The organism is Clavibacter michiganensis (assembly GCF_021216655.1).
GTDB classification, from domain to species: Bacteria; Actinomycetota; Actinomycetes; order Actinomycetales; family Microbacteriaceae; genus Clavibacter; species Clavibacter michiganensis.
In genome coordinates this window covers 1126645-1144173 of sequence record NZ_CP080437.1, presented here as the reverse complement: position 1 = coordinate 1144173, position 17529 = coordinate 1126645, and the positions used below count along the sequence as shown (strand labels likewise).

Sequence of the window (17529 nt, the reverse complement as noted above, 5' to 3'; positions counted from 1 at the left end):
TGGTGGATCCATGACCGCCGACCGCCCGCCCGAGCTCCCGCGCGGCGCGCATCGCGACAGCGGCGACGCGTGGGTCGAGAGCCCCGAGGGCCAGCGGTTCTGGGGCGCGTTCGGCGCCGCGGGCCTGCTCGTGCACGACCCGGATCGCGGCGTCCTCCTCCAGCACCGCGTCGCGTGGAGCCACCACGGCGGCACGTGGGGCCTACCCGGCGGCGCACGTCACGCGGGCGAGTCCGCCGTGGACGGCGCCGCGCGCGAGGCCGCCGAGGAGGCGGGGGTGCCGCCCGCGGGGATCCGCCCCGTGCTGGCGACCGTGCTCGACCTCGGCTTCTGGAGCTACACCACCGTCACGGCCCGCACCATCCGCCCGTTCGCGCCGCGCGTCGCGGACGCCGAGAGCATCGAGCTGCGCTGGGTGCCCGTCGACGAGGTCGGCGGGCTCGAGCTGCACCCGGGCTTCGGCCGCGCCTGGCCGATGCTGCGCGACGAGCTCGCGCGCGAGGTCACGATGGTCGTCGACACCGCCAACCTGCTCGGCTCCCGGCCGGACGGCTGGTGGCGCGACCGCGCCGGATCCACCTCCCGCCTCCTGGCCGGGCTCGACGCGCTGGCGCGCGACGGCCTGCCCGCCGCCGACCTCGGCCTGCCGGGCGCCGTGCGCTGGCCGGAGGTCGTGGCGGTCGTCGAGGGCGACGCGCGCGACGCGTCGCTCCCGGCTGATCCCGCTGCGTCTCCCGCGTCTCCCACGCTCCGCGCCCCCGGCGTCGCCGTGGTCGCCGCGCCGGCCGACGGCGACGGCGAGATCGTGCGCGTCGCCGGCGCGGCGCGCGACGCCGGGCGCGAGGTCGTGGTCGTCACGGCCGACCGCGGTCTCGTCGCCCGGGTCGAGGCGCTCGGCGCGTGTGTCGTCGGGCCCGGCCGGATCCGCGCGCTGCTCGACGCGCGCGCGGATCGCGACGCGGGCTAGGCGGCCGGAGCGGGCTCGGCCGTCGCGCCGGACGCGAGGGCGACCGACGCCGCCTCGACGATCCCCGCGCGCCAGAGCGCATGCAGGGCCAGGGCGGTCGGCCGGTCGCGGGCCGCGAGCACGCCGCCGGACGCCGGGAACAGCGTGTCCTCTCCGTCCGCGTCGAGCACGACGCCACCGGCCTCGCGCACGATGAGCGTCGCCGCGAGGTGGTCGACCGGGCCGAACGCGCCGATCACCGCGCCCGCGCCATGGCCGAGCGCGATGCCCGCGACCGTGAGCGTGCCCGACCCCATGATCCGCAGCGTGCACCACCGCGCGGCGAGCGCGTCGAGCAGCGGCAGCATCCCCGGCCACGGCGCGTGCCCCGCGAGCTCGGTGCTCACCATGCGGCCGCGGAGGGGATCCGCGTCGGGCGCGTGGACGCCGCCCGGCGTCGCCCGCAGGTCGAGGCGAGCGCCGGCGGACCAGGCACCCTCGCCCGCGGCGGCCTCGACGACCGTGCCGCGCCAGGGATCCGCCACCACGCCCACGACGGGCTCGCCGTCGACCACGAGGGCGAGCGAGAAGCTCGTCCACGGCACGCCGTTCGCGAGGTTCGCCGTGCCGTCGACCGGGTCGAGGTACCAGCATGGGCGGCCGGGCACGGCCTCGCCGCCGTACTCCTCGCCGACGAGCACGTGGTGCGGGAACTGCGCCCCCACGACCGCGCGCACGTCGCGCTCGACGGCCCGGTCGATCTCCGTCACGTGATCCGCGGGGTTCGCCTTCGTCGTCACGGCCCCGACCTCGTGCGAGCGGACGTGGTGGACCGCGCGCGCCGCGAGGTCGCGCGCCGCGGCACGGGCCCGGGTCCGCTCCGCGGCGGGCGCGGTCGCGCGGGCGTCCGCGGCGGCGGGGTCGGCCTCCCGGCGAGCGAGCACGTCGAGGAGCGTCGCCAGCTCGTTCGTGGTGATCGCGTCGACGCCGATCGACGCCAGCCACTCCATCTGGGCGGGCTCGTCCACGGTCCACGCAGCCACCCGCGCGCCGAGCGCGTGAACGGCGTCCACGAGCGCGCGGCCGACGACGAGGTGCGGCATGTTGACGACGGCGGGCCGGAGCTCCGCGAGGTCGTCCGCGGTGGGCGGCTGGGGGTCGGCCCACGGCAGCCAGATGACGGCCGCCGGGTCGAGCTCGCGGATCAGGCGCATGCCGTCGAGGTGCCCGCACCAGGCGACCCGCGGCGTGCGCGGGGCGGCCTGGACCACCGCGTGCGCCGCGGCGGCGGGATCCCCGGATGCCATGTCGATCACCAGCTCCACGTCGGTGCCCGCCAGGAGCTCGAGCGCGTCGGCGAGGAGTGGGATCCGGAGGTCGCCGCCGCCGAGCGCCCGCACGTCGGCGAGGTCGAGGCCAGCGACCCGCGCGTCGACGCCCCACAGGCGCTCGAGGGTGTCGTCGTGGACGAGGACGACCTGGCCGTCGCGGGTGACGTGGACGTCGACCTCGACCGTGCGGGCGCCGGCGTCGGCCGCCGAGCGGATGGCCGCGAGCGTGTTCTCGCGGTGCCGAGAGGAGTCGCCGCGGTGGGCGGTCGCTGCCGTCATCGCGCGTCGCCCGTCATGGCGCCGTCCGGCACCAGGACCCCGTCGCGGTAGTGCCGCACCTCGCGGAGCGTCACGGTGCCGGCCTCGCCGACCGCGGGCGCGGATCCGGTCACGAGGGCCCGCACCTCCACGCCGCCCGCGTCGAGCACGAGCTCCTGGAAGTGGCCGTGCGGCAGCACCCGGCGCACGACCACGGAGGTCGCGTCGGGCTCGGGCGTGTTCCCGCGCGGTGCGTAGGACACGTCCTCGGGGCGGACGGCCCAGACGTCGGCGTCGGCCGAGGTCGGCACGAACGCCGCGGGCGGGCCGGCCGTGAGGGTCTCGGGCGTCGTGCCCTGCAGCCGCGGCGCGGGCAGCAGGTTCATGCTGCCGATGAACGACGCGACCACGAGGGTCCGCGGGCGCGCGTACAGCTCGGTGGGGGCCGACACCTGCTCGATGCGGCCCTGGTGCATCACGGCGACGCGGTCGGAGATGGCGAGCGCCTCGTCCTGGTCGTGCGTGACCATGACGGTCGTGATCCCCAGGCGCTGCTGGATGTCGCGGATCTCCTCGCGCACCTTCACGCGCAGCTTGGCGTCGAGGTTCGACAGCGGCTCGTCGAGGAGCAGCAGGTCGGGCTCCTGCACGATCGCCCGGGCGAGCGCCGCGCGCTGCTGCTCGCCGCCGGAGATCTGCGTGGGGCGCGAGTGGGCGTGGTGGCCGAGGTTCACGGTCTCGAGCGCGGCCATGACCCGACGGGTGATCTCGTCCTTGGACAGCTTCCGGAGCGTGAGCGGGAAGGCGACGTTCTTGAACACGGTGAGGTGCGGCCAGAGCGCGTAGTTCTGGAACACCATCGCGCTCGGCCGCTTGTCGGGGCCCGCTGCGGTGACGTCGCGGCCGCCGATGACCACGGATCCGCGGTCGGGCTCGAGGAACCCGGCGATCATGCGGAGCGTGGTGGTCTTCCCGCAGCCCGACGGGCCGAGGAGCGCGACGAGCTCGCCGCGCGCGACGTCGAGGTGGAGGTCGTCGACGATGGTGCGGCCGCCGAGGTCCTTGGAGAGCCCGGCGACGACGAGGCCGGACGGCGCGGCCGTCCCGGTGCCGTCGTCGTCGGCGCGCGGCGGGGCGGCGGTGGGGGAGGTGGGGGCTGATGCGGTCATGACCGGCCTAACGGATCTGGAAGCCCTCGGCCAGACGCCCGCCCATGATGTGGCGGCGGGCGAGCAGGAGGAGGGCGACGGAGGGGACGGAGAGCAGGATCGCGAACACGGCGGCCACCTGCTTCGGGTGGTTGAGGACGAGCGAGTACATCTCGGTCGGCATCGTCATGTAGACGGGCGCGCCCACGAGGTAGGTGCCCTGCGCCTCGTCGAACGCGGCGAGGAACGACATGAGCACGGCCACGAGGATCCCCGGCAGCGCGAGCGGCAGGGTCACGTGCAGGAACGTCCGGACGCGCCCGGCGCCCGCGTCGCGCGCGGCCTCCTCGAGGGAGCGCGGCACGGCGCTGAACGCGGCGGCCGGGATCCAGGTCATGAACACGACCGTGCCGATCAGCTGCACGATGACGATGCCCGTGACCGTGTTCATGAGGTGCAGCCCGTAGAACAGCGACGCCATCGACACGAAGAGCCCCATCTTGGGGAACGCGTTGGTGGCGAACAGGCCCACCAGCAGGATCCGCCGCCCGGGGAACTGGAACCGGGAGAACGCGTACGCGGCCGGCAGGCAGACGAGCGCCGAGACGAGCACCGTGATGGGCGCGAAGTACAGCGAGTTGCGGACGGCCGCGGCGAGCTCGGCGTCCTCGAACACCACGCGCCACCAGTCGAGCGTGAGGCCGGCGGGCACGAGGCTCGGGTAGTCCCAGCTCGTCGCGAACGCGTGCGCCGCGAGCCAGAGCAGCGGGCCGAGGATGAACACCGCGACGACCGCGAACAGCGCGGCCTGGATCCAGCCGCGGGCGGAGAGGAGCGCGCGCATCAGACCCGGCCCTCCTTCTTCGCGGAGCGGAAGTTGGCCCGCACGTAGAGGAACGCGATTCCGGACGCGAGCACGAACACCACGACGGCCATCACGATCGACTGCTGCGGGTGGTTGAAGCCCGTGAAGTACTTCGAGATGTCGACGCCGAGCATGCTGGGCGCGTTGGGGCCGGTGAAGTACGGCACCGTGAAGGAGCCGAGCACGCCGATCGCCGTGAAGGTCGTCGCGATGACGAGCGGGATGGCGGCGAGCGGCACGAGCACGCGCGTGACGATGGCCCACGTCGAGGCGCCCGCGTCGCGCGCGGCCTCGATCATGGCGTCCGGGATGCCCTGCACGCCGGAGGTCGCCATGAGCGTGGCGAACGGCAGGCTCGTCCACACGGATCCGATGACCACCGCCACCGTGGTGTAGCCCCAGGTCGGCCCCTCGAGGCCGACGAGCGCGAAGACCGTGCGGACGAAGCCGTCGCCCGAGTAGAAGGTGAGGATCGCCCACGACGCGATGACGACGGGGATGAAGAGCGGGACGATCGCGAGCCCCGCGAACACCGACGCGAGCCGACCGCCGCGGAGGCGCAGGTTGAGCGCGATCGCGAGCGACAGGGCGATCACGATCGCGGTGGACACCACGGTCACGAGCACCGTCACGCCGAGGTCGCGGAGGAACCGCGGGTCGGTGAACACGTCGACGTAGGCGTCCAGCGTGCCCCACCAGCTCGTGGCGGTGCGCGTGCCGAGGCCGATCGTGGCGATGGTGCTGTTGAGGCCGCCCGTGTGGCCGAGGCTGAAGCCGATCGCGAGCACGACGGGGATCCCGACGAAGAACGCGAGCAGGAGCGCGGGCGGGAGGGCGAGAGCCAGGCCGACGCCGGCGCGGCGGGTCTCCGGGGAGACCCGCCGCACGCTGGCGGCCCGGGCGGCGGGATCCGCCGTCCGGACGGCCGTCACTGGCCGGGGACCTTCTGGTCCCAGAGGTTCGACATGTCCGACGCCATCTGGCTGTAGTAGCCGGGGCGGAGCGTCGACGGGTCAGCCGAGGCGAACTGGTCCTTGAGGTCGGCGGGCACCTGGTCGAGCGAGATCACGGGGTAGCCCGCGATGGTGCTCGCGATGATGGCCTGGCCCTCGGCGGAGAGCACGTAGTCGGCGAGCTTCTGCGCGACGTCCGCGTGCTCGGCCGTCTTGGGGATGCCGAGGTAGGAGGCGTGGCCGGTGAAGGCCGGGTCGGAGATCTGCGCGTACTTCACGGTCGCCGGCAGCGTGCCGGACTTCTGCGCCGTGATGACCTGGTCGCTCCAGACGGGGGCCATCTCGATGGCGCCCGTGCCGAGCAGGTCGAGCACCTGGTTGTTGCCGTTGGGGTAGACGCCGCCCTGGTACATGGAGGAGTCCAGGCCCTTGAGCTCGTCGAAGCCCGCGTCCCACGCGCCCTCGAGCGACTGGTCGTAGCCGGTCGTCATCTTCTCGCGCGTGGCGTCGTCGACGTGGGTGTCGAGGACGGTCGTGACGAACGCCTGGCCGGATCCGCCGGTGGAGGGGGAGTTGTAGGCGAACTGGCCGGGGTTGGCGCGGATCCAGGAGAGGAGGTCGGAGAGCGTCTTCGGCGGGTCGGTCACCTTGGTGGAGTCGTAGGCGAGCAGCACGGAGGAGGCGCGGTAGGGGATCCCGAAGCCGCCGCCGGACTGCACGGTCGCGTCGGGCACGGTCGCGAGGTTCGGGATGGTGTCGGCCGAGACGGGCGCGAGGAGCCCGCCGGTGCCGGCCGCGGCGGTGAAGCCCGCGTCGATGAGGTCGTATCCGGGGTCGGATCCGCCCTGCACCGAGCTCGTGAGCGTGGCCATGGTCTGCGCGTCGTGCTCGCCGTGGAGGTCGAGCGTCGTGGTGACGGAGGCGCCGGGGTTCGCCTTCTCGAACGCCGGGATGATCCCGTCGTCCCAGAGAGCCTGGACGTTGGTGTCGCCGGAGATGAAGACGCGGGCTGTGCCCGATGCGTCGGTGACGGCGTGGTTCTGGGCCTGGGCCTGCGTGCTCGTGGTGGGAGCGCAGCCCGCGAGCGCGACCGCGGCGGACGCGGCGGCGGCGAGGGCGAGGAGGGAACGGCGGGGGATCACGGGTCGGGTGTCCTTCTGCTGGGGGAGCGATGCGGATCGCATCGTTTCGATGGTGCGGTCCTCCGGTGGCCCGGACGTGAACGGGACGTGGCGATCCCGGTCCCCGAGGGCGAACGGGCCTCCCGGGGAACGGCCCGTGAATAGGGTGGGCGGCATGAGGAGGAACTCGCCGCGCACCTCCGTGACCCTCGCCGACGTGGCCGCCCTCGCGGGCGTCTCCACCTCCACGGCGTCGCTCGCGTACCGCAGCACCGGCTCGATCACGCCCGCCACGCGCGCCCGGATCCTGCGCGCCGCCGCCAGCATCGGCTACGCGGGGCCGGATCCCACGGCCAGGTCCCTGAAGAGCGGCCGCTCCGGCATCGTCGGCGTCGTCGTAGCGGGCAGCATCCGCCGGGCCTTCCAGAACCCGGTCGCGCTCGCGACCATGGCCGGCCTCAGCGAGGCGCTCGACGACCTCGACGTGGGTCAGCTGCTGCTGCCGGGACGGCGCGAGCCTCGCGAGGGATCCGCGCCGCTGCTCGAGGGCATGCCCGTCGACGCCGTGGTCTTCCTCACCCGCGGCGAGGAGGTGGACGCGCTCCTGCCCGGGCTCCGCGCGCGTCGGATCCCCATGGTCGGCGTCGAGGGGCCGCACGGGGAGGGCGTGGCCGTGGTCGACATCGACGACGCCCGCGGCATGGGCGAGCTCGCGCGCCACGTGCGCGCCCTCGGCCACCGCCACGTCGCCGTGCTGATGCGCACCACGCGGATCGAGGAGGACGGCCCGCCCGGCCCCGTGACCCCCGTGGGACGCGACCTCGAGGACATCGTCAACCGCACGATCCGCGAGCGGCTCCGCGCGGCGTGGAGCGTCTTCCCCGACGCCGTCCGCGTCGAGGCGGGCGGGCGCGACCTGGAGGCGGGGGAGCGGGCCGCGGGCGTGCTGCTCGACCTGCCGTCGCGGCCGACGGCGATCCTCGCCCAGAACGACATGCTCGCCGCGAGCGCGATCCGCGCGGCGGCCGCGCGCGGGCTGCGCGTGCCGGAGGACCTCACCGTCACGGGCTTCGACGGTGCGCATCTGCCCTGGCTCGAGCGCCAGCTCACGACCGTGGAGCAGCCGCTGCACGACCGCGGGGTGCGCGCCGGGCGCATGGTCGGCGAGCTGCTCGCGGGCCGGGCGCCGGCGAGCGTCGTGCTGCCGGTGCGCGTGCGGATGGGCGACACGGCGGCGGCACCCGCCTGACCCGCGGCGCACGCGCCCGGGCGCTAGCGTCCGGCGGGATCCGTCACGAAGTCGATGAGCTGCTCCACCCGGCCGAGGAGCGCGGGCTCGAGGTCCTGGTACGAGCGCACCTGGCCGAGGATCCGCTGCCACGCCCGCGCGATGTCCGCCTGCTCGTCGTGCGGCCAGCCCAGCGCGGCGCAGATGCCGTGCTTCCACTCCACGTTCCGGGGGATGACGGGCCACTCGCGGAGGCCGAGGCGCCCGGGCTTCACCGACTGCCACACGTCCACGTAGGGGTGGCCGACCACGAGCGCGTGCGCCCGGTGCGGCCCGCGCGCGACGGCCTCGGCGATGCGGCTCTCCTTGGATCCGGGCACGAGGTGGTCGACGAGCACGCCCACGCGGCGGCCCTTCCCGGGCCGGAAGCGGTCGAGCTCCTCGTCGAGGTGGTCGACGCCCTCGAGGTACTCGACGACGACGCCCTCGATCCGGAGGTCCTCGCCCCACACCTTCTCCACGAGCTCGGCGTCGTGCCGGCCCTCCACGAAGATCCGGCTGGGCAGGGCGACGCGGGCCTGCCGGTCGGCGACCGCGAGCGATCCGGACGCGGTGCGCGCAGGGCCTGCGGGCGCGGCACGCGGGACGCGGAGGGCCACGGGCTCGCCCTCGAGCAGGAAGGACCCGCCGAGCGGGAACGTGCGCTGCTTCCGGCGGAAGTCCTCGAGCACGACCATCCCGGACTCGACGCGCACGATCGCACCGCAGAACCCGGTCGACAGCTCCTCGACCACTAGGTCGCGCGTCGCGTCCTGCGGCCGCGGGGCCTTCTTCGCGGGGCCGCGCCAGCCGGGGGCGAGCACGTCCTGTCCGTAGCGGTCGTCAGCGGAGGGGGGCGGGGTCATCCTCCGAGGCTCTCACGGGACGCGTCGCGCACCCGGTCGACGAGCCGACGCCACGCACCGTCGACCGCGGCCTCGCCGAGGCGCGCCTCGCGGTCGCCCGCGCGCACGAGGTAGACGAAGCGGTCCGCGCCGGGTGTCGACGCGACGGGCTCGTCCCACGGGCAGGCGTCGACGAGCGCGCTCCAGTCGGCGGCGCCGTCCTGGCCGTCGTCCACGCGCACCGACCAGGTGCGGGTCATGCCCGCCACCCCGCCCGTGCGCGACACGGCGATCTCCACCTAGACCTCGATCCCGACGCCCTCCCACGCCGCCTGGACCGCGGCGACCTCGGACGCGCCCTCACCGTACCGCGCCGCCGCCGCGTCGATCGTGGCGCGGGAGAACGCCGGGAAGTCGGCGTCGGCGCGCACGGCACCGGACTCGATCACGTCGTACCAGACGCGACCGGCGCCCTCCCAGGCCGCGCCGCCGATCGCCGTGGCCGCGAGGAAGAACGCGCGGTTCGGGATCCCGGAGTTGATGTGGACGCCGCCGTTGTCCTCCTGGGTCTCCACGTAGTCGTCCATGTGGCCGGGCTGCGGGTCCTTCCCCAGCACGTCGTCGTCGTACGCGGTGCCGGGCGCGCTCATCGAGCGGAGCGCCTGGCCCGTCGACCGCTCGAGGAACAGCTCCGCGCCGACGAGCCAGGTGGCCTCGTCGGCCTTCTGCCCGAGCGAGTGCTGCTCCACGAGCACGCCGAACACGTCGGAGATCGACTCGTTGAGCGCGCCCGACTGGCCCTGGTAGACGAGGCCGAGCGTGAGCTCGGTGACCCCGTGGGTCAGCTCGTGGCCGATGACCGTGAGCGAGCGGGTGAAGGGCGCGAAGACCTCGCCGTCCCCGTCGCCGAAGACCATGCGCGTGCCGTCCCAGAACGCGTTGTCGTACTCCTCGCCGTAGTGCACGGTCGCGAGCAGCGGCAGGCCGCGGTCGTCGAGCGACTCCCGCCCGTAGACCTCGGAGAAGAGGGAGTACGTCGCGCCGAGCCCCGCGTAGGCCTCGTCGACCTGGGCGTCGCCCGTGTCGGGCGCGCCCTCGACGCGCACCGTGCGGCCCGGCAGCTCCTCGCGGTTGCCGGCGTCGGAGATGGTGCGGTGGATCCCGGACGGGTCCCGTCCGGCCAGCGCCGACGCGTCCGGCGCGGCGCCCGGACCGCGGCGGTCGTGGATGAGCGGTCCCTGGTCGCGGAGGGCGCGGCGGGCGGCCTGGCGGGCGGCGGCCATGCGCTCGGGGTCGGCCTCGGCGAGGCGGGTCAGCAGGTACGGCGGGAGGATGGTGCGTCTCATGACCCGAGACTCGCACGGGGCGGCGACATCGTCATGGGCGGGAGCGGATCCGGCGCCGGGCTCGCGCGACGGCGCCGTGTGCCGTACGGTGCGTCAGCTCGTCCAGCGGTACCCGAGCTCGGGCCGGCCGGGCGTCCCGTAGCGCGGCACCCGCTCCACCTGGCCGACGTCGGCGAGGTACTCCAGGTAGCGGCGTGCCGTCACGCGCGACACGTCGAGCGCGCCCGAGACCTCCGCCGCCGAGACGCCGTCGGCGCCGCCCGTCACCACGCCGTCGCCCCGCGCGATCCCGCGCACGAGGTCGAGGGTCTCCGCCGACATGCCCTTGGGCAGCCGGGCGTCCGACGCGGGGGAGCGCAGCGCCGCGAGCGCCCGGTCCACCTGCAGCTGGGTGGTGCTCCCGCTGCCCGCCCCGAGCCCCTCGCGGTAGCCGACGTAGGCCGCCATCTTCTCCGCGAACGCCGCGAACGTGAACGGCTTGATGAGGTACTGCACGATGCCCGCGGTCACCGAGCTGCGCACGACGGCCTGGTCCCGCACCGCGGTCACGGCCACGACGTCGGTCGCACGCCCGGCCGCCCGCAGCCGGCGGCAGACCTCGAGGCCGTGCATGTCGGGCAGCGTCATGTCGAGCAGCACGAGGTCGATCCCGTCGGGCCCGGCCTCCGCGACGAGCCGCAGCGCCTCGCCGCCCGTGTGCGCGACGCCCGTCACCTCGAACCCGTCGAGCCGGCCGACGTAGAGGGCGTGGGCCTCGGCGGTCAGCGCGTCGTCGTCGACGACCAGCACGCGGATCACGCGCGCACCCCGCCGTCGCCGGCGTCGGCAGCGTCGGGCACGTCGTCCGGGTCCGCTCCGGGGGCGTGGGCGGGATCCGCGGGCAGCACGACCCGTACGCGCGCCCCGCCCAGCGGAGCATCCGCGTCGCCCACTTCGACCCGTCCGCCGAGCCGTGCGGCCGAGCGGGCCACGAGCGCGAGGCCCACGCCGCGCGGCCCGGCGTCGCCCGCCTTGGTCGTGACCCCGAACTCCAGCACGCGCGGCCGCACCGCGGGATCCACGCCCGGTCCGTCGTCCGCCACCTCGACGACGAGCGCGCCGGCATCGGTCCGCGACAGCGAGAGCTCGACGCGGCCGCGGTCGTCCCCGCGCGCCGTGGCGACCGACGGATCCGCCGCCGCGTCGATCGCGTTGTCGACGAGGTTCCCGACGATCGTCACGAGCTCCGTCGCGGGCACGCCCGGGTCGCCCGTGCCGTCGGCCACCCGCACGGACAGCGCCACGCCGCGCTCGGCCGCCTGCGCGGCCTTGCCGCGCACGAGCGCCCGCACGACGGGATCCGCGTCCGCCGCCAGCCCGCCCTCCGACGCCCTCCGGTCCGTCTCCAGCTCCGCGGCCGCGAGCGCGAGCGCCTCGCGCGGCCGCTCCAGCTCGATGAGCGACACGATGGTGTGCAGCCGGTTCGCGAACTCGTGCGTCTGCGCCCGCATGGCGTCCGAGAGGGTGCGAAGGGTCGCGAGCTCGCCCGACAGGCGCTGGATCTCCGTCCGGTCCCGCAGCGTCGTCACCGTGCCGAGCCGCGCGGCGCTGCCGGTTCGGCCGGTGGGCAGCGCAAGCCGCTGCGTGACCACGAGGACGCGCCCGCTGGGCAGGTGCACGACCTCGTCCGCCGTCGTCCCCGCGACGAGCAGCCGTTCGATCGCGGGCGGCATCCCCAGCTCGTGGATCTCGACGGGACCGGTGGCGGGATCCAGCTCGAGGTCGAGCAGCTCGGCTGCCTGGTCGTTGTGGAGGACGAGCCGCCGGTCGCGGTCGACGAGCACGATGCCCTCGCCGACCGAGTGCAGCACCGACTCGTAGTACGCGAGCATGCGCGCCATCTCCTCGGGCCCCAGCCCCCACGTCGTCCGCGCGAGGGACCTGCTGAGGAGCACGGCACCTGCCGCGAGGAGCAGCGCGAGCGCCCCGACCGTGCCGAGGAGCCCGGGGAGGCGCGCGCCGAGCACCTCGGTGACGCGGTCGACGGTGACGCCGGCCGCGACCAGCCCGACGATGCCGCCGTCCGCGTCGCGCACGGGGACGACCGCGCGCACGCTCGGCCCCAGCGTGCCCGTGAACGTCTCGGTCAGCGACCGCCCGGCGAGCGCGGGGCCCGTGGTGCCGAGGTACCTGCGGCCGATCTCGTCCGGGTCCGGATGGGTCACGCGCACGGTGTCGCGGTCCATGATCGTGACGAAGTCGACCCCGGTGTCGCGCGTCACGTCGAGCGAGTAGTCGAGGAGGGCCGCCGTGGGATCCGCCGACGCCAGCCCCTCCGCCACCCGCGGCGAGTCGGCCACGGTCGTCGCGACCGCCAGGCTCCGATCCGCCGCGGCCTGCTCGGCGCGCTGCCGGGAGTCCGCCCACAGCGCCGCGGTGGCCACGACCGCGACGAGGAGCAGGACCGCGAGCTGCACCACGAGGAGGCGCGCGGCGATCCCCCGGGGGAGGCCCACCCGGAGGCCCGAGAGCGGGTGGCGGAGCCGGTCGGCGAACGCGCGTCCGGCCATGCTGCCCCCTCGCGTCCGCGGCCGGCACCCGGCAGGAACATTATGAACACAACGCGGGAGCGCCCCCGCCCGTGGGCCATCCTGTCGAGGACCGCCTCGCGCACCTGTGCGCGGGCGCCGCTCACGAGACAAGGACGTCCCATGACCAACCCCATCGCCGCGCTCCGTCGCCTAGACCGCCAGCACTACCTCTACATCGCCGTCATCATCGCGGTGCTGCTCGGCATCACGGTCGGGCTCGTCGCCCCCGAGACGGGCGTCGCCCTGAAGCCCGTCGGCGACGCGTTCGTCGCCCTGATCAAGATGATGATCGCGCCCATCATCTTCTGCACCATCGTGCTCGGCGTCGGCTCGGTCGCGAAGGCCGCCACGGTCGGCCGGGTCGGCGGGCTCGCGCTCCTCTACTTCATCGTGATGTCGACGTTCGCGCTGGCGATCGGCCTCGTGGTCGGCAACCTCATCCACCCGGGCGAGGGCCTCGACCTCAGCGGCCTGCGCGCGCCGGAGGGCTCGACGGAGGCGGCGGGCGAGACGGACTTCCTCCTCTCGATCATCCCCACCTCGCTGCTGTCGTCGCTCACGTCCGGCAGCATCCTGCAGACGCTCTTCGTGGCGCTCCTCGTCGGGTTCGCCCTGCAGCAGCTCGGGAAGCGCGGCGAGCCCGTGCTGGAGGGGATCCGCAACATCCAGATCCTCGTGTTCCGCATCCTCAGCATGGTGATGTGGGTGGCCCCGGTCGGCGCGTTCGGCGCCATCGCCGCGGTCGTCGGCGCCACCGGGTTCCAGGCGGTCATCAGCCTCGCGACCCTCATGATCGGCTTCTACATCACGTGCGCGCTCTTCATCGTCGTGATCCTCGGCTCGCTCCTCTGGTTCGTCACCCGCGTCAGCATCTTCAAGCTGATGCGCTACCTCGGCCGCGAGTACCTCCTCATCGTCTCGACCTCCTCGTCCGAGGTCGCGCTGCCCCGCCTCATCGCGAAGATGGAGCACGTCGGCGTCTCGAAGCCCGTCGTCGGCATCACGGTCCCCACGGGCTACTCGTTCAACCTCGACGGCACGGCCATCTACCTCACTATGGCGTCGCTGTTCATCGCCAGCGCGCTCGGCAGCCCCCTGGCCCTCGGCGAGCAGGTGTCGCTCCTCGTCTTCATGATCATCGCGTCGAAGGGCGCGGCGGGCGTCACGGGCGCCGGCCTCGCGACCCTCGCGGGCGGCCTGCAGTCGCACCGCCCCGACCTGGTGGACGGCGTCGGCCTCATCGTCGGCATCGACCGCTTCATGTCGGAGGCGCGCGCGCTCACGAACTTCACCGGCAACGCGGTCGCCACGCTCCTCATCGGCACCTGGACCCGCGGCATCGACGCCGACCGCGTCGCCCTCGTCCTCGGCGGCGGCGACCCCTTCGACGAGAAGAGCATGGGCACCGACCACGAGACCGAGCTGGAGGCCCCGGCCGAGGCGCTCGAGGCCGACGTCACGCGGGCGGGCGAGCTCGGCGACGAGCCCCGCGGGACCGCCCGCTGACCCGGACCGGGGCCACGCCCGGGTGCCGCCCACCGTGGTCCCGGCCGTGTCCGATCCGTTACGCTGTCAGGTCACAGGAGGTACGACCATGGATGGACGCGAAGAGGGTCACGGCGCCACGCGCGTGCCCGAGCAGTACACGAGCACGGACACCACGGCCACCTTCCGCGATGAGCTCGGAGCGGCCCTCGCGGGTCTCGACGGCGCCGTCTCGGCCGAGGAGAAGGACGCCGTCACGGCGCTCCCCTCGGGATCCGCCCTCCTCGTGGTCCGGCGCGGCCCCAACCAGGGCGCGCGCTTCCTCCTCGACGCCGACGTGACCGTGGCCGGTCGCCACCCCGACGCCGACATCTTCCTCGACGACGTCACCGTGTCGCGCCGCCATGCGGAGTTCGTCCGACAGGGCACGTCGTTCCAGGTCAAGGACCTCGGCTCGCTGAACGGCACCTACTTCGACGGCGTGCGGATCGACACCGCGCTCCTCCAGGACGGCGCGGAGGTGCAGGTCGGCAAGTTCCGCCTCACGTTCTACGCGTCGCGCACCGACCTCGTCGGCCGGACGAACGAGTAGTGCCGGCGTCCGCCGCCCGGTCGACGCCAGCCCGCACCCCCGGTCTCCTCAGCATCGGGCAGGTGCTGGCGCGCCTCACGCCGGAGTTCCCCGACCTCACCAACAGCAAGCTCCGCTTCCTCGAGGAGCAGGGTCTGGTGCAGCCGTCCCGCACGGAGTCCGGCTACCGCAAGTTCAGCCCCGCCGACGTCGAGCGCCTGCGCACCGTCCTCGGGATGCAGCGCGACCACTACCTGCCGCTCAAGGTCATCCGCTCCTACCTGCACGACCTCGACGCCGGGCTCTCGCCCGCCCTCCCCGGCGGCACGCCCGTCCCGACCGTCTCCATGCTCGACCAGGAGCGCCGCTACAGCCGGGCCGAGCTCGTGCGCGAGTCCGGCGCCACCGCCCCGCTCCTCGGCGACGCCATCACGGCCGGCGTGCTCATGCCCGCGGAGGTGTACGGCGAGGAGGCGGTGCAGGTGATGCGCGCGCTCGTCGAGCTGCAGCGCACCGGCATCGAGCCGCGTCACCTCCGCGGCTTCCGCCAAGCGGCCGAGCGCGAGCTGAGCCTCATCGAGTCGGCCCTGGTGCCCGTGTCCCGCCGACGCGACTCGTCGAGCCGCGCGCACGCCGCGGAGCTCGCGCGCGAGATCGCCACGCAGCTCGAGGTCGTGCGGGGGAGCCTCATCCGCTCCGCCCTCGGCCGCCTCTCGTCCTGAGGTCGCGCTGGCGCCGTGGTCCGCCCTCGGCCGCGGCTCGTCCTGAGGTCGCGCTGGCGCCGTGGTCCGCCCTCGGCCGCGGCTCGTCCTGAGGTCGCGCTGGCGCCGTGGTCCGCCCTCGGCCGCGGCTCGTCCTGAGGTCGCGCTGGCGCCGTGGTCCGCCCTCGGCCGCGGCTCGTCCTGAGGTCGCGCTGGCGCCGTGGTCCGCCCTCGGCCGCCTCTCGTCCTGATCGGGCTCGCGCGGACGGACCCGGCCGGTAGGCTGACGTGTCCGCACGGGGCCGTCCGCACGTCGGAGGGGCCCGTCGGGACCGGTCGATGCGCACCCCCGACGGGGGCGCGGCGGAGGGCCGGGGCGACACGCCGGGCGCTTCCGCCGGATGTCGTTGATCGGGCCCGCGGGCCCCGCTACCGTGAGAACACGATCCCGACGAACCGACCCGAGCAGCGCGAGAACCCCACCGGGGCGAGCGCTGAGGGGTGGAAGGCAGAACGATGAGCGACTCCACCCCGGACTCCGGGCGCTACGACCTCGGTCTGCTCTTCACCGACGGCCTCCCCGAGATGGACGCGAGCGCCGGATACCGCGGTGCCGTCGCCGCCCGGGCAGCGGGGATCACGTACCGCCAGCTCGACTACTGGGCCCGCACCGGCCTCGTCGAGCCCACCGTCCGCGGGGCCTCCGGCTCCGGCACGCAGCGCCTCTACGGCTTCCGCGACATCCTCGTCCTCAAGCTCGTGAAGCGCCTCCTCGACACCGGCATCTCCCTGCAGCAGATCCGCACCGCCGTGAACCAGCTCCGCGAGTCCGGCGTCGTCGACCTCGCGCAGACCACGCTCATGAGCGACGGCGCCAGCGTCTACCTCTGCACCAGCAACGACGAGGTCATCGACCTCGTGAGCCGCGGCCAGGGCGTCTTCGGCATAGCCGTCGGCAAGGTCCTCCGCGAGGTCGAGCACTCCCTCGTCGAGATCGACACGCAGACCGTGGATCCCACCGACGAGCTCGCGGCCCGCCGCGCCGTCAAGGCGTCCTAGACCCGAGCGCCCGCTCCACCCGCCGGCGCCCCTCCAGGGGCAGCGGGGCCCGTCCGCCGTGCGCGGCGCGCAGCGGCGTCGCTCCCCTCACCGGCACGCGCTCACGCCCTCATCCGACATGGGCCCGGGCGTATGCGCCTCAGACGACGGACGCCGCCCCTCGAGCAGGGGCGGCGTCCGGGGAGCGAGCGGATCAGCGCGCGGCGTTCTCCGCGTAGTCGCCGATCTTCGCCGTGCGCATGATGCGCTCGAGGAGCTGGTCGAAGTTGCGCGCCATCTCCTGCGCGCTCTCGCCGGGCCACACATGGAGCGGCTTCGCGGCGCCCTGCGCCTGCTGGAGCGAGGTGCGCTCGGGCAGCTGCGGGCTCAGCACCAGCGGGCCGAACATGTCGCGGAGCTCCTTGATGCGGAACTGGTGCTCGAGCGACTGCACACGGGCGCGGTTGACGATGATGCCGAGGGGCTGCAGGCGCGGGGAGAGGCCGCGGCGGATCTCCTCGATGGCGCGGAGCGCGCGGTCCGCGGCGGCGACCGAGAAGAGGCCGGGCTCGGTGACGACGGTGACGCGGTCGCTCGCCGCCCACGCGGTGCGCGTGAGGGCGTTGAGGGAGGGCGCGCAGTCGATGAGCACGAGGTCGTAGTCGGCCTCGACGTTGGCGAGCGCCTCCTCGAGCTTCCAGATGTCGCGGATGCTGGGGTGCGGGCCGTCGAAGTTGATGGCGGACGGGCTGCCGATCATGACGTCGATGGTCCCGGGGCGGCCCTTGGTCCAGCCGCTGGGCGCGATGGCCGCGCGGACGATCTTCTCCTTGGGGGAGGCCAGCACGTCGGCGACGTTGAGGTGGCCGGCGACCTGGATGTCCATGCCCGTCGACACGTCCGCCTGCGGGTCGAGGTCGACCACGAGGGTCCTCAAACCGCGGGAGAAGGCGGCGGACGCCAGTCCCAGGGTCACTGTGGTCTTTCCCACGCCCCCCTTGAGGGAGCTGACGCTCAGTACATGCACGTGGGAGAGGCTACCGTCGATACTCTGGGAAGACCTAAACGCGGGGTCCCGAAGCCC

Annotated in this window: 17 protein-coding genes; 6 read left to right on the top strand and 11 right to left on the bottom strand. The window is 74.3% G+C overall.

Annotated elements, in window-relative coordinates; genetic code table 11:
* Positions 1-10 precede the first annotated feature (10 nt).
* Positions 11-967 (top strand): NUDIX domain-containing protein, encoded by a 957-nt coding sequence (locus tag K0V08_RS05295; RefSeq protein ID WP_079533467.1) that lies wholly within the window; start codon positions 11-13, stop codon positions 965-967.
* On the opposite strand, the gene K0V08_RS05290 is transcribed toward K0V08_RS05295, so the two are convergent.
* The 5 genes from K0V08_RS05290 to K0V08_RS05270 are packed head-to-tail and all read right to left on the bottom strand — an operon-like array spanning position 964 to position 6685.
* Positions 964-2556, bottom strand: a complete 1593-nt coding sequence (locus K0V08_RS05290; protein WP_079533465.1) for an inositol monophosphatase family protein — start codon at positions 2554-2556, stop codon at positions 964-966. The two genes, K0V08_RS05295 and K0V08_RS05290, sit on opposite strands and share 4 nt — an antisense overlap.
* The gene (locus K0V08_RS05285; protein WP_079533462.1) at positions 2553-3704 is read right to left on the bottom strand and encodes an ABC transporter ATP-binding protein; all 1152 of its coding nucleotides are present in this window, start codon (positions 3702-3704) and stop codon (positions 2553-2555) included. Before K0V08_RS05285 ends, K0V08_RS05290 begins: the two co-directional genes overlap by 4 nt.
* 7 nt (positions 3705-3711) lie before the next feature.
* Positions 3712-4527, bottom strand: a complete 816-nt coding sequence (locus tag K0V08_RS05280) for an ABC transporter permease (RefSeq protein ID WP_012038581.1) — start codon at positions 4525-4527, stop codon at positions 3712-3714.
* A complete protein-coding gene (locus tag K0V08_RS05275; protein WP_012038580.1) occupies positions 4527-5480 on the bottom strand; it encodes an ABC transporter permease in 954 nt (317 codons plus the stop codon). Before K0V08_RS05275 ends, K0V08_RS05280 begins: the two co-directional genes overlap by 1 nt.
* Positions 5477-6685, bottom strand: a complete 1209-nt coding sequence (locus tag K0V08_RS05270) for an extracellular solute-binding protein (protein WP_174239703.1) — start codon at positions 6683-6685, stop codon at positions 5477-5479. Before K0V08_RS05270 ends, K0V08_RS05275 begins: the two co-directional genes overlap by 4 nt.
* Before the next feature lie 112 nt (positions 6686-6797).
* Between K0V08_RS05270 and K0V08_RS05265 the strand changes: the two genes are divergently transcribed.
* On the top strand, positions 6798-7871 hold the full coding sequence (locus tag K0V08_RS05265) for a LacI family DNA-binding transcriptional regulator (RefSeq protein ID WP_012038578.1): 1074 nt from the start codon (positions 6798-6800) through the stop codon (positions 7869-7871).
* 23 nt (positions 7872-7894) lie between these two features.
* Here the strand turns inward: K0V08_RS05265 and K0V08_RS05260 are convergent, their stop codons facing one another.
* The 5 genes from K0V08_RS05260 to K0V08_RS05240 all read right to left on the bottom strand — a co-directional run bounded on the left by K0V08_RS05260 (position 7895) and on the right by K0V08_RS05240 (position 12629).
* Positions 7895-8755: a DUF3097 domain-containing protein gene (locus K0V08_RS05260; protein WP_012038577.1), complete on the bottom strand. Its 861-nt coding sequence runs from the start codon at positions 8753-8755 to the stop codon at positions 7895-7897.
* Positions 8752-9033: a protealysin inhibitor emfourin gene (locus K0V08_RS05255; RefSeq protein WP_012038576.1), complete on the bottom strand. Its 282-nt coding sequence runs from the start codon at positions 9031-9033 to the stop codon at positions 8752-8754. Before K0V08_RS05255 ends, K0V08_RS05260 begins: the two co-directional genes overlap by 4 nt.
* Positions 9034-10080: a M4 family metallopeptidase gene (locus K0V08_RS05250; RefSeq protein ID WP_079533460.1), complete on the bottom strand. Its 1047-nt coding sequence runs from the start codon at positions 10078-10080 to the stop codon at positions 9034-9036.
* Between the two features lie 93 nt (positions 10081-10173).
* Positions 10174-10878 (bottom strand): response regulator, encoded by a 705-nt coding sequence (locus K0V08_RS05245; protein ID WP_012038574.1) that lies wholly within the window; start codon positions 10876-10878, stop codon positions 10174-10176.
* The gene (locus K0V08_RS05240) at positions 10875-12629 is read right to left on the bottom strand and encodes a sensor histidine kinase (RefSeq protein WP_174240266.1); all 1755 of its coding nucleotides are present in this window, start codon (positions 12627-12629) and stop codon (positions 10875-10877) included. The genes K0V08_RS05245 and K0V08_RS05240 overlap by 4 nt, the downstream gene beginning before the upstream one ends.
* A 141-nt stretch (positions 12630-12770) precedes the next feature.
* Here K0V08_RS05240 and K0V08_RS05235 point away from each other — a divergent pair, with 141 nt between their 5' ends.
* From K0V08_RS05235 to K0V08_RS05220, 4 genes are all read left to right on the top strand, one after another.
* The gene (locus tag K0V08_RS05235) at positions 12771-14156 is read left to right on the top strand and encodes a C4-dicarboxylate transporter DctA (RefSeq protein WP_012038572.1); all 1386 of its coding nucleotides are present in this window, start codon (positions 12771-12773) and stop codon (positions 14154-14156) included.
* An 88-nt stretch (positions 14157-14244) separates the two neighbouring features.
* Complete coding sequence (locus tag K0V08_RS05230) at positions 14245-14727, top strand: FHA domain-containing protein (protein ID WP_012038571.1); 483 nt, start codon at positions 14245-14247, stop codon at positions 14725-14727.
* Complete coding sequence (gene ftsR / locus K0V08_RS05225) at positions 14727-15428, top strand: transcriptional regulator FtsR (protein ID WP_079533458.1); 702 nt, start codon at positions 14727-14729, stop codon at positions 15426-15428. Before K0V08_RS05230 ends, ftsR begins: the two co-directional genes overlap by 1 nt.
* Before the next feature lie 495 nt (positions 15429-15923).
* Positions 15924-16466, top strand: a complete 543-nt coding sequence (locus K0V08_RS05220; protein ID WP_012038569.1) for a MerR family transcriptional regulator — start codon at positions 15924-15926, stop codon at positions 16464-16466.
* Positions 16467-16659: 193 nt separating this feature from the next.
* Here the strand turns inward: K0V08_RS05220 and K0V08_RS05215 are convergent, their stop codons facing one another.
* Positions 16660-17472: a ParA family protein gene (locus K0V08_RS05215; RefSeq protein ID WP_012038568.1), complete on the bottom strand. Its 813-nt coding sequence runs from the start codon at positions 17470-17472 to the stop codon at positions 16660-16662.
* Positions 17473-17529 lie beyond the last annotated feature (57 nt).

Bases quoted from the DNA above. Each gene is read 5' to 3' on its own strand.
- K0V08_RS05295 (WP_079533467.1), top strand. From the start codon at position 11: ATGACCGCCGACCGCCCGCCCGAGCTCCCGCGCGGCGCGCATCGCGAC.
- K0V08_RS05290 (WP_079533465.1), bottom strand. From the start codon at position 2,556: ATGACGGCAGCGACCGCCCACCGCGGCGACTCCTCTCGGCACCGCGAG.
- K0V08_RS05285 (WP_079533462.1), bottom strand. From the start codon at position 3,704: ATGACCGCATCAGCCCCCACCTCCCCCACCGCCGCCCCGCCGCGCGCC.
- K0V08_RS05280 (WP_012038581.1), bottom strand. From the start codon at position 4,527: ATGCGCGCGCTCCTCTCCGCCCGCGGCTGGATCCAGGCCGCGCTGTTC.
- K0V08_RS05270 (WP_174239703.1), bottom strand. From the start codon at position 6,685: ATGCGATCCGCATCGCTCCCCCAGCAGAAGGACACCCGACCCGTGATC.
- K0V08_RS05265 (WP_012038578.1), top strand. From the start codon at position 6,798: ATGAGGAGGAACTCGCCGCGCACCTCCGTGACCCTCGCCGACGTGGCC.
- K0V08_RS05260 (WP_012038577.1), bottom strand. From the start codon at position 8,755: ATGACCCCGCCCCCCTCCGCTGACGACCGCTACGGACAGGACGTGCTC.
- K0V08_RS05250 (WP_079533460.1), bottom strand. From the start codon at position 10,080: ATGAGACGCACCATCCTCCCGCCGTACCTGCTGACCCGCCTCGCCGAG.
- K0V08_RS05240 (WP_174240266.1), bottom strand. From the start codon at position 12,629: ATGGCCGGACGCGCGTTCGCCGACCGGCTCCGCCACCCGCTCTCGGGC.
- K0V08_RS05235 (WP_012038572.1), top strand. From the start codon at position 12,771: ATGACCAACCCCATCGCCGCGCTCCGTCGCCTAGACCGCCAGCACTAC.
- K0V08_RS05230 (WP_012038571.1), top strand. From the start codon at position 14,245: ATGGATGGACGCGAAGAGGGTCACGGCGCCACGCGCGTGCCCGAGCAG.
- K0V08_RS05220 (WP_012038569.1), top strand. From the start codon at position 15,924: ATGAGCGACTCCACCCCGGACTCCGGGCGCTACGACCTCGGTCTGCTC.